Source organism: Chloroflexus sp. MS-G (assembly GCF_000735195.1).
Taxonomy (GTDB): Bacteria; Chloroflexota; Chloroflexia; order Chloroflexales; family Chloroflexaceae; genus Chloroflexus.
This window is the reverse complement of record NZ_JPIM01000020.1, coordinates 37,815-49,896: the sequence shown is the minus strand read 5'-3', so window position 1 is coordinate 49,896 and position 12,082 is coordinate 37,815. Positions and strand designations below refer to the sequence as shown.

Genomic DNA, 12,082 nt, shown 5'->3' with positions numbered 1-12,082 from the left:
CGGGGATGGCCCCCGCCGTAGTCGGGAAAGTCACGCCTGTCAGAGACGACGGTGGTCAACAAGACACGTCGGGGCAGGAAGAGAACTGTGCGCACTTTTGCGCACTTTCTTGATAGCAGTGAGGGATAGTCTCCTTACCTCTTGACAATTGCGGTCGCTTTCGGTATTCTGTGTACCATAATTGAAATTAATTTTCGTATTATGAAAAACGCTATGCTTCAAGTGGAGGCATTATGCTCATCTGTGTCGCTCTGTTCTTGGGCAGGTCGTTCGTCGAACAGAGCAGAAACTGCAAATGTTGCACACCCTTATGGCATACATTTGAAATAGGCGTGGCTTCCACTGCACTCGCCCTAGAACACAGACCGGAGGGCCGCGCTAGGTAGGCGCAGCGGTTGGGAGGCATCGGCGGCGGGTACGTGATGTTCGTTGTCCGGTCATTGAACAGTACGCAAACGAAGCAGGACAAGTGTCTTCACCATTGCCAGCCCGATCAGGAGACCCCGCATAAAGATACTTTCTACCAGAAACAGCGCTGCTCCGCCTAACAAACCCCAGACAAGGAGGAAGGTAACGATTTTGGTCTGAAGCGTCAGTCCACGCTTTTCCCGCCAAGTGGTGATCACCGGTCCGAAAAAGCGGTTTGCTATCAACCAGCGATAGAGCCGTTCTGAGCTGCGGATGTAGCAAGCGGCCGCGATCAAGATGAATGGGGTGGTTGGAATACCTGGAACCACAATGCCTAGTGTTCCGATAAGCAGCGCCAATGAGCCAACGGTCAGCAGAATAACCCGAAGGATCAGGTTTTTTCGGGTGCGCTGTGTGTGTTCATAACGGTTTTGTTTCATTACCCATTCCTCCGTATGGAACAGTCAACTGCACGGACAAATACCTATTTCGCCTTACGTTGTCGTGTGAAGCCTTATTGCGTGGTTATTGAGATACTATCTCAACTATTATACCATTACGCCAAAGGTAGATCGTCAGAGAACAAAGATCGCGACAATACCGGTAGGAGCGGGTCCCCAACCCGTCTACTCTCTCCTTTCCGTTCTCCTTTGGCGGAGAGGAGGGGCAGAACTAGAGGTACGTCTGCTACCCGCTTTGCCGCATTCCTGGCGTATAATAACGTCAATAGTCGCTGATCACTCATTCTCGACGGTGAGACATCTATGCCTGTACGTACCATCCTGATCATGTTGGTGAGCACGTTGTTGTTGGGGTCGGGAATCATCGTGTATCCGACCGCCGCCCAAACCCCTTCCCCGCCTGCGACCACACCGCTGCCTTCCACACCGACGCCGGTTGTTTCAGCAACACCCCAGACTGGCGCGTTGTCTGCCGATGAGCTGGGCAGGTGCTTCAACGAACCGCTCGTATGTCTGATCAACCTGGTTGTTACTGGGAATCCATGGCTAGCGGTTGTGTTGATCGGCGTTGTGATTGCGCTTGCCGTAATCGAACCCTGGCGCACGCGGTTTGTGCGTTGGTTTGACCGGCTGATCGGCGGGCAGAAGCAAGACATCCGATATGATGCAAAGCGTGAATGGGAGAGGGAAGAGATTGTAAGGCAGCTCACAGATCAGAAGCGGCGACGGCAGGCGCCTGCGGGCCGCGAGCGCTACTTGCAGCGGCTGGAGCGTGATATGCGCCGGATGGCGAAGATTCCGGCTTTGGGTCGTGAACAGCGCGAATTGAACCTCGAGCAGGTCTATATTCCGCTGTACGTGGTTGAACGCAAGCAGATCGAGCGCTTTCAGGCCTATTTGCTTGGTAAAGATGACTCGCGCCGTGAAGCATACAAAGCGGTGGATACCAGCCGGCCGGTGTTCCGCCTGTTGAGTGAACCAAACCTTTTGCCGAAGACGAAATCCGAAAAACCGGCAGACCCTGAACAGACCACCACCCGGCTGCTGCTGGTGGGGCGGGCCGGTAGTGGTAAGACGACAACGCTCCATTACGGGGCGCTGGTGCTGGCACAGGCATGGCGTGACAAACGAGGGCTGCACCTCATCCGCCAACGGTTGGAACTCTTCACCGACCGCTGCCCCTTCCCGATCTACGCCCGTCTGACCGAACTGATGACGTATGTGCGCGACCGGTATCAGGCTCAGGACCTGGTCGGTGCACCGGCTTCGGTATTGCTCGATGCCCTCGACGAGCTGGTGCGGCGCGATGTACCTGACTTGCCGACCAACATGGTGAGCGATTGGGTCAAAGAGGGTGGGTGTGTGCTAATGCTCGATGGTCTGGATGAGACCGGCGATGCCGAGGAGCGCGGCCATACCATCGACCTGATCAACAGTCTGGTGCGGGAATATCCGCATAATCGCTATCTGCTGGCCAGTCGCCCGTTTGAAGGGTTGAGTGAGCGGCTATCGGGATTCGTCGAGCGTCATTTGCGTCCGTTAGATGCAGACGATATTAAGCGTCTCCTGAACAATCTCTTTCGGGCACTACGCTTACCGGCAGAGCAAGCCGCAGATGAGTATCACGATCCCACCACTCTCGTGCCGGAAGCTGCCGAACTGTGGCAGAGTCTCGAACGTAATCCGCGGCTGTTCGATATGGCGACCAATCCCCTGCTATTGACCAGTATGGCGGTGTTGGTCGAAGGGCGTGAGCCGCTGCCGGTAGAGCGGGCCAAAATCTACGAAAAGCTGGTACGGCTGACGATTGAAGCTTGGCGCAAGGCGCAACTGAGTCGCGACCGGCCGGGGGTCGTGGTCAGACTGTTCGAGGAGAGTGACGACAGTGTGCGTCTGCGCTTGCAGTTGTTGGCGGCGGCGATGCTCGAAAAGGAGCAGCGTGAAGTGACCTTAACTCAGGCCCGCGAGGTGCTGCGGCCGGTCTATCGGGCAAATAACCCCGATTGGAATGACGAGCGGTGTGATGCGTATATCCGCGAGCTGCTCGCACAGCTTGCCTTGCATAGCGGGTTACTGCAAGCCCGTGACATCGACTCGCTCTTCAGTTTTGCCCATTTCACGCTACAGGAATACCTAGCTGCTCGTTATTACACCGAGCAAGGGCGTGACAAGGAAGAGAAAGTCCGCCGCCTGGTCGAGCGCTGGGCAGAACCGCGCTGGCGCGAGACGATTCTGCTGGCGATTGGTCACGAAGCGACCAGCGGCTCGCGTGAGACGGCGCAGCACATGATTAGGCAATTGCTTGCAACCGGCCATCCTGAAGCCATCATCCTGGCCGGTGATGGTTTGGACGAAGCGAATGCGCGTACTGTGGGTGAGCTAACCCCCCAGCGAGTTGAGGTAGCCAACCGCCTCCGCGAGCTTGCCGCGCTCACCCCGACCTGGCGAGAGGTTGCCCATCCCGATCCGGTGGTGCGTAACCGCGCCGCGCTGATCCTTGACCGGCTCGGCGAGGATGACGACCGCCCCGGCCTCGATCCAACCAGAGCCGACTACTGGGCCGAACGTATCGAAGCGGGTGAGTTCAGCATGGGCGATGACGAGGGTCTGCATGGTGGTGAAAAACCGCAATTCATCTACCGCATCAACCGCCCCTTTGCCCTGGCCCGCTTTCCGGTCACCAACCGGCAGTACCTGCGCTTCGTTGAGGCCTTGGCGGGGCACGGCGATCGGGCGGAGGTAAACGCTGCCCGGCAGGTATTGGCAGAATGGCAGCGGACTAAGTTGTCAGATGACATGCTACGCCCGAGTGTCTGGTCTGGCGCCCGCTACCGGTCGGGTGAGGGGAATCTGCCAGTGGCGGGCGTCACCTGGTACGCGGCCAGCGCTTTTGCCCGCTGGGTAGACATCTGGCTCCATACGATTGGGGTGCTGAGTACAGGTGAAGAAGTGCGCTTGCCCAGCGAAGCCGAGTGGGAGCGAGCGGCGGCCTATCCGGTCGTCTTACCGGCAGGTGCACCGCGGGCCGGGCGTCGCACCTATCCATGGGGCGAGCAGTTGACAAGAACGCCTGCATCGAGTATTGTATCAAGTATCGAAGCAAATGTTGCGCACAGTGAGATTGGCCAATCCTCGGTCGTTGGCATCTTCCCACACGGTGCGGCAGCCTGTGGCGCCGAAGACATGGCGGGGAATGTTTGGGAGTGGTGTAGTACGTGGTATGTTCCGTATCCATTAGGAGCAGATATTGAACCAGAAAGTTTTTACAATCTGACACGGTATAGAGCATTTGTGCTGCGCGGCGGCTCGTGGTACTACACTGCTGCGAATGCGCGTTGCGCCTACCGCCTCTACCACAACCCTGATTACGGCCTCGTCCATTGGGGTTTTCGTCTCGCCCGTTTATTCTCCTGAGTCTTTATGTCTTTTTGACTTTTTGTCATGATACAGTGTAAAGAGTTTTTGCTCCTCACTAGATCGATGCGATCGTAAGCAGGGGGTGTGGGGGACGGCTAGTCCCCCACCCGCAATGGAAGGTATGAAGTGAGTGTGCAGTGATGAAGACGTATCGGCAGTTGTATCCGCAGGTGTACGATTTTGAAAATCTCTACGCTTCCTACCGCGCCGCCCGGCGCGCAAAGCGTGGGCGGGCAGAAGTTGCCCGTTTTGAGGTTAGAGTTGAAGATGAGTTGTTCCGCTTGCAAGACGAGCTGCGTAACGAAACGTATCGCCCTGGTACGTATCGGAACTTCTACATTTACGAGCCGAAGAAGCGTAAAATCAGTGCCGCTCCGTTTCGAACTTCGTAGCGCATCGACGTTTGAAACGACCCGTAATGGTACCTTTCCAGCGTCGGCTGCGAATGCTACAAGGAGAATGCACCACAGCGAGCACAGAGAGCACGGAGAGGTGCGGAGGGTTTTATCAAACCTCTGTGCCCTCTGTGCTCTCGGTGGTAATCCATTCGTGATCGCTGCAATGGACTGCCTTCACGACCGTACCGTTAATTCCTGCCAGCGGCGACGCCACTGCTCAAGCCAGCTTGTACCGCGAAGTCGCCACGTGCCGACGATCCCGTAAGGCAGGAAGAGCACAATCAGAATGTAAACAATTCCGAAGAGTAGCGGCCAGCTTGGGCCGAAGAGCACATTAAGCCAGTACCCCAACAACTGGATAACACCGGCACCGAGCATTGGCCCGATCAACGAACCAACCCCGCCGATGATAGTCATGAGCAGGGCATTGATAGTGGTGGCAACACTGAGCACTGCGGGATTGGCATTGAGGTTCCACAGCGCATTGAGCGCACCGGCAAGCGCAGCCATGATCCCACTCACCGTAATAGCGATAAGCTTAAAGATCAACGTGTTGTAGCCCAGCACCTTCGCTCGCACTTCGTTATCGCGGATCGCCATCATCACCCGACCGGTCGGCGAGTTAACGATTTGCCGTGCGACGAGGTACATAGCAATCGCGAACCCCAATGCGAGATAATAAAAGCGCAGCCGTTCAGTCGTTGGGCTGATCCACGCCGGAACCGGGATACTCTGTAACCCATCTTCGGCGCCCGTCCATTGGCGAAAGTCGGTCGCCTCTGCCAGCAGAAAGAACATCTGGGCAAATGCGAGCGTGACCATTGCGAAGTAGACGCCACTCACACGCAACGAGAGGAGACCAACGATCAGACTCTGCACAATGGCGATGACAATAACGGCCACGAATGCCGAACCGAGGTCCCAGCCGGCGTGCTTAAGCAGGATCCCAATCGTATAGGCGCCGGTACCGAAGAAAAGCGCATGCCCGAACGAGAGAATACCGGTGTAGCCCATAAGGATGTCGTAGCTCATTGCGAAGACGGCCAGGATGAAGACCTGGATGAGCATACCCTGCCAGAATTTGGGGACGCCGCTGTCAACCGGTTGACCGGTGAGCATGGCAATCACATATGGAAAGATAACCAGGCCACCGATCAGGCTTAGGCCTGCCCATTGTGGTGCTTTGAGACGTGCCAGCATCAACTACTCCTTCTTGCCAAACAGACCTGCTGGACGCAGCAGGAGCACTAGTGCCATGATTAAGACGGTGGATGCGCGGGCAATGGAGGGTGAAAAAGACATTGCTTCACTCATCCACGGCAGTTGAATGCCGGTCAGAACAATCTGGTCGCCAAAGGCGCGGGATAGGCCAACGAGCAATGCACCGAGCGCTGCACCGGTGAAGCTCCCCATGCCACCGATCACGACGGCAATGAATGCCTGTAATTGAAATTCCTGACCGAGACCGGGGCTGATGCCAAGAAACGGCGCCGCAGCGACCCCGCCGAGTGCTGCCAGGCCGGCGCCGAGAGCAAAGACGAGGGTAAAGACGCGACGGACATTGATCCCCAGTGCTTGAACCATTTCACTGTCCTGAACGCCGGCACGAATGATCATCCCCAGCCGAGTACGCTGCAAGAGAATGGCAGTGCCGATGAACATGACGAGACCAAGCGCAATGATGAATACTCGATAGCTGGGAAAGGGACGTCCAAGCACATCAATACTCGCACAGTTATCTTGTAGCCAGGCGATCAGGTTTGGCGATGGACAGCCTGGCCCGCGTCGGCTAAACCATTCAGGGAGTTCCATAAAATAGCCACCCGGTCCCCAGATCGCTTTGACCAGTTCGGTACCCACGAAGACGAGGCCCAGCGTAACCAGGACCTGATAGATCGGACGGCTATACAGTGGGCGAATCAGGCTCCATTCCATGAGGCCCCCCAGTGCTGCACCACTACTGGCGCCAACCAGGAGAGCTAACAAGAAGCGAGTGTTCGAGTTAAGGCTTAGGAGCCAGCCCTCGGCACTCAGCCGGATTGGAGCAATGATAAGTGCTAGGGTAAGCATGCCAAGCGGTACGAGGAGTTTTGCTGACAATGGTTGTTGAGCGTGCTCTTTACCGACAAGAAACGCTATACCAGCGATAAGACCGGCCACTGCCAGACCCAATGTGCGAATCACGAAGATAGCGGTCGGCGCCTGAGCCTGCTCGGTTGGTATCCGTCCGCCAGAACTAAGCGCTGTGGTTGCCAGTGGCGCTAGCTCGAAGCCCCAGACTGCCATCATTGCCACGATAACGGCACCGATCCAGAACAACCAGCCTGGCGTCCTGATTCGCTTCACCGGTAGCCAGCCAGCCAGCAACCAACCGGCGACAACTGCGATAACGAACGGCACCGTATTCAACAGCAGGCGTGGATTGGCGTAAAGGGTAAAGCCAACATACGCCCCGATCATAAAGAGCGTGCCGTGGGCAAAGTTGAGCACATCCATCAGGCCAAAAATGAGCGAGAGGCCAGATGTGACCAGAAAGTAGAGCGCGCCTAGCGTTAACCCGGAAAGAAGAATACTGGCAAGGACCCTAGGCTCGTAAGTTGTGGTTGCCCAATACGCAAAAAGAATTATTGCCCCAATCCCGATTATCAGTCCACGACGATACTTGATCCATTCGATCATGCCAACCCTCATTCTTGCAGCATTGCTTTGTTCGTTTTTTTCAGCCAATGACCGTCTCCCCCTCGGTAGCACAGGTGTCAGGTTTTTATCGTTTCAATCCGGGCTATGATTGGCAAATAGTTCACCCATCGCACTAACTTCTTCTCTACCTGACACACACCGAATCCGACCGCGATCACACGCCATACGCTCAGGATGTACCACTACCCTGCTCCCAGATAGCGGTTGATCGTAGCGTGATCGTGTATCAGATCGGCCATCCGACCATGTTGAACGTTTCGACCATCATCGAGGATATAGTATTCGTCGGCCAGTTGGGCGGCCATCGCAAAGTTTTGCTCGACAAGCAAAATGGTCGTTTCGGTCGCCATCTGCCGGAGTGCGGCCATAATCTGCTCGACAATAATCGGCGCCAGCCCTTCGCTTGGTTCATCGATAAGCAGCAGACGGTTATCGGCTACTAATGCTCGTGCGATTGCCAGCATCTGCTGTTGACCGCCGGAAAGTTTACCGCCGGGGTGGCGGTAAAACCGCTTTAGGTCAGGGAAGAGGGTCATAATAAAATCACTGCGTCGCCTCAGATCGCCGCGTCGTCGTTCGGCCAGGCGAAGATTCTCTTCGACAGTTAGATCGCGAAAAATGGCGCGATGTTCAGGAACGTAGCCAACCCCGAGTTGGGCAATGGCGTAAGCTGGCTTCCCATGGATCGGTTCACCGGCCAGGCGGATTTGTCCACTACGCGGTGGGTTCAGGCCCATGATGGAACGCAACGTCGTCGTTTTCCCGGCGCCGTTGCGACCCAGTAAGGCAGTAATACTCCCGGCACGCACCTTTAGCGAAACCCCTTCCAGGATATGGAATTGCCCGATAAAGGTGTGAATATGTTCAACTTCCAATAGTACATCGCTCATTGCCGACCTCCGGTGAAGGTCGTTCCCAGATAGGCTTCGCGTACTACCTGATTGGCAGTGATCTCAGCCGGACTACCCTCAGCCAACACACGCCCCTGATGCATAACTGTTATTGTTTCGGCCAGACTCATCACCACTGACATATTGTGTTCGACGATTAAGATGGTTTTGTTCGTTCCTCGCCGAATCTGCCGCAGCAAATCGAGCAAGATCGGCACCTGTTCAGTCGCCATCCCGGCGGTTGGTTCATCGAGGAGCAGCACTTCGGCATCGCCGGCCAGCAAAATTGCCAGTTCGAGACGGCGTTTATCGCCGTGAGGTAGGGTGGCAGCGATCTGTAATGCTCGCTCGTGCAATCCGACCTGTTGCAGAGCTGTGTAGGCTTGCTCGGTATATCGGCGCAAATGTGTTGCCGGTTTCCACAAACGAAAGTTGTCGCCACCACGCGCCTGAGCAGCCAGTCGCACATTTTCCAGGACGGTCAACGTTGGAAAGATGTTGGTGATCTGAAACGAACGACCGATGCCGAGATGTGCCATCTTGTGCAGTGGGAGGTGGGTAATATCGCGATCACGAAATATCACCCGCCCACTTGTTGGTTTCAGGTAGCCGCTGATCAGATTGAACAACGTTGTCTTCCCGGCGCCATTCGGCCCGATAATGGCGTGCACACTACCGCTACGCACCTTCAGATCAACGTGATCAACGGCACGTAAGCTGCCAAAATCGCGGGTTAGCGCATGGGTTTGAATGATCCACTCGCTCACGAACACTCCTTCATTGCCAACCAGCACCGCGCACACCAATACGTGTGCGCGGTGTGCTCACATTGTTACTTGCAGCGTCCTAATGCTGCCGGTACTGCGCAAGGTGGTGCGGTCTGTTCTGGGGTAAAGAGCGTGACCAGCTCAAAGAACTTGAAATCGGGATCGGTCGTGTTGAGCAGACGTACCAGCGTCATCGGCTGTAATAGGACGTGGTCTTCTGGCCGTACCGTGTACTTACCCTTCGGACCATCGAACGTCATCCCTTCCAGAGCAGCGATCAATCCGTCGGCAGTCGGATCGCCGTTGGTCTTCTCAAGCGCCTTCACCAGCATTATCGCCGCATTGAAACCGCTCTCGGTGAACAGATCAGGTGGCACGCCGTATACGGCCTTGTGACGCTCAACCAGCCAGTTATTCACCGGATTATCAAACAGGCTATAGTGATAAACACTCACTCCCACAGAACCGATCGCATCAGCGTAGCCGTTCACCATCGTCTGGTTATCGCCAAAACCGGTTGCTACGGTCATGACATCGAAGACGCCCAGTTGTTGCATTTGTTGGAACATTGGCACGAAGCCGGTACCCGACCAGGTGACGATTAAGACTTCTGCCCCTGAGTCGAGCAACTGATTGATGTATGGCGTAAAGTCGGTGGTATCCGGTGGGGCAAAGACGGTACCGACACCTTCAGGCGTATCGTTGAGCACAAATTCGCCACCTAGCGCCTTCACCGTCAGATAGAATGCACCGGCTGAACCGCGCCCAAAGGCGTTATCCTGCGCAATCTGCACGAATTTTTTACCGGTTTGCAAGAGCGCAGCACTCATCGTCAATGCGTCTTGCACACTCGTGCGGCCGGCGCGGAAGGTATAGATGTTGAAGTTTTCGCCGGTAAGTGCTGGTGTTGCTGCCGGTGCGGCAATGTAAACAATCTTGTTTTCCGCAGCAACTGCCGAGACGGCCAGGGCCACCGGCGAGCTGGGTGAACCAACCAGCACATCGGCTCCATCACTCTCAATCGCCTCGCGTGCCAGCGAAACGCCGGTTTCCGGGTTGCTGGCAGTATCTTTTACCACGACCTTGATTGGGCGTCCGGCAACCTGATTGGTGCCGTTGGTCGCATACTCCAGCCCAAGCGTAAAGCCGCGTTCGAGCATTGGGCCGTAAATTGCCAGCAGCCCGGAGTTGTCGGTCAGCAGACCGACCACAATCGGTTCACCGGTCGATACCGCCGTGGTCGGGGCTGCGGTTGGCTCAGGTGCTGTGGTTGGTACGGCAGTTGGTTCGGGTGCGGCGGTTGGTGCAGCAGTTGGCGCAGGCGCTGTCGTTGGCTGCGCGGTTGATCCACCGCCACACGCACTCAAGGCGAGGACGAAGACTATCAGCAGGGTGATAGTCAGTTGACGGACGAGACGGACAGTTTGCATTGGTGAAACTCCTTTTTGATAGACATCTGCATTATTCCGGCGGGCAGTTGCCCGAACATAGTGACGATTCACGATTGTGGTACCATCACCAGCGCCTCGCCATCAACGATGAGGCGATTGTCGCTACCGGTACAGGTAGTACGTAGCGTGACCAGTGGTTTATCGGGTCGAATGTGGGTGATGGTGACCGTAGCGGTCAAGGTCTCACCAATCTGCGCAACATCAATAAAAGTGAACAACTGTCGGAGATAGACTGATCCGGCGCCGGGAAGTTCAACTCCCAACACTTGCGAAAAGAGTGCGCCAATAAGTGGTTCGGGAACGGTATGCTGAGGCTGATCGCCACAGAGGGCTGCATATTCGGCTACCAGTTGCTGATCAATAACCCGCTGCACACTCGCCTGCATTCCTACTGCCAGTGACGTCATAATTCTCTCTCCGTAGTTACGATCGCCCGTTGGCGATCCAGGAAGGCCTTTAAGCCAATGTCGGCCTCAATCGACCGAACGTGCGTACAAAAAAGTTCCCGTTCACGATGTAGCTCGGCGATGATCTGATCGCGCTCGGCCCAAAGCAAGCGGCGCGTCCATGCCACACTTCCCGGCATCTGCGTAGCGATCTGGTGGGCCAGGGCCTGTGCCTCTTCTGTAAGATGACCACTGGCCACAAGCCGATTGGCTAATCCCCACGTGACTGCTTCTTCAGCCGTGATCGGACGTTCGAGCAGGAGAATTTCGGTTGTGCGGCGATAGCCGATCAGGCGGGGTAAAAGGACTGTCCAACCGCCTTCCGGGCACAGACCAAAGGTCGTTGCACGAGAAGTAAAACAGGTTTTTGGCGTTACCAGAACGACATCGGCTACTAGCACTAACCCGATAGCACTCCCACTAACCGGCCCTTGTACAGCGGCAATCAGCGGAACCGGCAGCTCGATGCACGCAAGCATAACCTGATGCAACAGCCTAAGCACGTGGTCGGCATAGGCAACGCGATCGATCTGAGCAACCAGTTCAGCCAGATCGGTGCCTTCTGAAAAAGACTCACCGTTCGCCTGTAACACAACAGCTCGTAAACCGTGATGCTGGCGTACTTCGGTGAGTCGGCGTAACAGGATTGTCAACAAATCCGGATTGAGCCGGTTCTGCTGTTCGGGTTGGTTGAGCGTGAGTGTCATAATCGGGCTATGGGCAACCATGGTAACTGCGTCATTCATGCCCTTATCTCTAGTTCTGTCTCCCCGCCACAGGCCACTTTTCCATCTTGACGGGCAACACTCACCGCACAGCGGATCGTAGTTGCCTGTCGTTCTATCACTTCTACCTCAACCGTTACCCGATCGTCAGCAAAGACCGGATGCGTAAAGCTTAGCGTTTGCGTCCGCTGCACTGCCTGTGGGGCCAGCGTCCGCAGCGCTGCCCGTATATAGCCGTATAGCAGCATACCGTGGGCGATCGTGCGACCGAAACGGCTGGTAGCTGCCACGACCGGATCGATATGGATCGGGTTCGTATCACCACTGATCACTGCAAAGCGATTGATTTCCGCCTGTGTGATCGTGTGTGTGCGCTGATAGCGTGTACCTACCGGGAGCATATCCATTGTCAGTATTCC

At 55.9% G+C, this 12,082-nt stretch carries 11 protein-coding genes; 2 read left to right on the top strand and 9 right to left on the bottom strand.

Annotated elements, in window-relative coordinates; genetic code table 11:
• Positions 1-437: 437 nt before the first annotated feature.
• Positions 438-848, bottom strand: a complete 411-nt coding sequence (locus JE47_RS0105625) for a YbaN family protein (protein WP_051871073.1) — start codon at positions 846-848, stop codon at positions 438-440.
• Between the two features lie 324 nt (positions 849-1,172).
• Between JE47_RS0105625 and JE47_RS0105620 the strand changes: the two genes are divergently transcribed.
• A complete protein-coding gene (locus JE47_RS0105620; protein ID WP_236631145.1) occupies positions 1,173-4,283 on the top strand; it encodes an SUMF1/EgtB/PvdO family nonheme iron enzyme in 3,111 nt (1,036 codons plus the stop codon).
• 143 nt (positions 4,284-4,426) lie between these two features.
• The gene (locus JE47_RS0105615) at positions 4,427-4,678 is read left to right on the top strand and encodes a hypothetical protein (RefSeq protein ID WP_031458810.1); all 252 of its coding nucleotides are present in this window, start codon (positions 4,427-4,429) and stop codon (positions 4,676-4,678) included.
• A 180-nt stretch (positions 4,679-4,858) separates the two neighbouring features.
• On the opposite strand, the gene JE47_RS0105610 is transcribed toward JE47_RS0105615, so the two are convergent.
• The 8 genes from JE47_RS0105610 to JE47_RS0105575 form a co-directional block, all read right to left on the bottom strand.
• Positions 4,859-5,884, bottom strand: a complete 1,026-nt coding sequence (locus JE47_RS0105610) for a branched-chain amino acid ABC transporter permease (protein WP_031458809.1) — start codon at positions 5,882-5,884, stop codon at positions 4,859-4,861.
• 3 nt (positions 5,885-5,887) lie between these two features.
• Entirely contained in the window at positions 5,888-7,363 is a 1,476-nt protein-coding gene (locus JE47_RS0105605) for a branched-chain amino acid ABC transporter permease (protein WP_031458808.1), read from the bottom strand.
• 203 nt (positions 7,364-7,566) lie between these two features.
• The gene (locus tag JE47_RS0105600; protein ID WP_031458807.1) at positions 7,567-8,274 is read right to left on the bottom strand and encodes an ABC transporter ATP-binding protein; all 708 of its coding nucleotides are present in this window, start codon (positions 8,272-8,274) and stop codon (positions 7,567-7,569) included.
• Positions 8,271-9,041 (bottom strand): ABC transporter ATP-binding protein, encoded by a 771-nt coding sequence (locus JE47_RS0105595; protein ID WP_031458806.1) that lies wholly within the window; start codon positions 9,039-9,041, stop codon positions 8,271-8,273. Before JE47_RS0105595 ends, JE47_RS0105600 begins: the two co-directional genes overlap by 4 nt.
• 65 nt (positions 9,042-9,106) lie before the next feature.
• Positions 9,107-10,471, bottom strand: coding sequence for a substrate-binding domain-containing protein (locus tag JE47_RS0105590; RefSeq protein ID WP_031458805.1), 1,365 nt, complete (start codon positions 10,469-10,471; stop codon positions 9,107-9,109).
• Positions 10,472-10,539: 68 nt separating this feature from the next.
• Positions 10,540-10,899: a dehydratase gene (locus tag JE47_RS0105585; RefSeq protein ID WP_028459662.1), complete on the bottom strand. Its 360-nt coding sequence runs from the start codon at positions 10,897-10,899 to the stop codon at positions 10,540-10,542.
• Positions 10,896-11,684, bottom strand: a complete 789-nt coding sequence (locus tag JE47_RS0105580) for an enoyl-CoA hydratase/isomerase family protein (protein ID WP_031458804.1) — start codon at positions 11,682-11,684, stop codon at positions 10,896-10,898. The genes JE47_RS0105585 and JE47_RS0105580 overlap by 4 nt, the downstream gene beginning before the upstream one ends.
• Complete coding sequence (locus tag JE47_RS0105575; protein WP_031458803.1) at positions 11,681-12,070, bottom strand: MaoC family dehydratase; 390 nt, start codon at positions 12,068-12,070, stop codon at positions 11,681-11,683. Before JE47_RS0105575 ends, JE47_RS0105580 begins: the two co-directional genes overlap by 4 nt.
• Positions 12,071-12,082: the final 12 nt, after the last annotated feature.

Excerpts from the sequence above, each read along its gene's own strand:
- JE47_RS0105580 (WP_031458804.1), bottom strand. The coding sequence starts at position 11,684 with ATGAATGACGCAGTTACCATGGTTGCCCATAGCCCGATTATGACACTC.
- JE47_RS0105600 (WP_031458807.1), bottom strand. The coding sequence starts at position 8,274 with ATGAGCGATGTACTATTGGAAGTTGAACATATTCACACCTTTATCGGG.
- JE47_RS0105610 (WP_031458809.1), bottom strand. The coding sequence starts at position 5,884 with ATGCTGGCACGTCTCAAAGCACCACAATGGGCAGGCCTAAGCCTGATC.
- JE47_RS0105625 (WP_051871073.1), bottom strand. The coding sequence starts at position 848 with ATGAAACAAAACCGTTATGAACACACACAGCGCACCCGAAAAAACCTG.
- JE47_RS0105585 (WP_028459662.1), bottom strand. The coding sequence starts at position 10,899 with ATGACGTCACTGGCAGTAGGAATGCAGGCGAGTGTGCAGCGGGTTATT.
- JE47_RS0105590 (WP_031458805.1), bottom strand. The coding sequence starts at position 10,471 with ATGCAAACTGTCCGTCTCGTCCGTCAACTGACTATCACCCTGCTGATA.
- JE47_RS0105615 (WP_031458810.1), top strand. The coding sequence starts at position 4,427 with ATGAAGACGTATCGGCAGTTGTATCCGCAGGTGTACGATTTTGAAAAT.
- JE47_RS0105575 (WP_031458803.1), bottom strand. The coding sequence starts at position 12,070 with ATGGATATGCTCCCGGTAGGTACACGCTATCAGCGCACACACACGATC.
- JE47_RS0105620 (WP_236631145.1), top strand. The coding sequence starts at position 1,173 with ATGCCTGTACGTACCATCCTGATCATGTTGGTGAGCACGTTGTTGTTG.
- JE47_RS0105605 (WP_031458808.1), bottom strand. The coding sequence starts at position 7,363 with ATGATCGAATGGATCAAGTATCGTCGTGGACTGATAATCGGGATTGGG.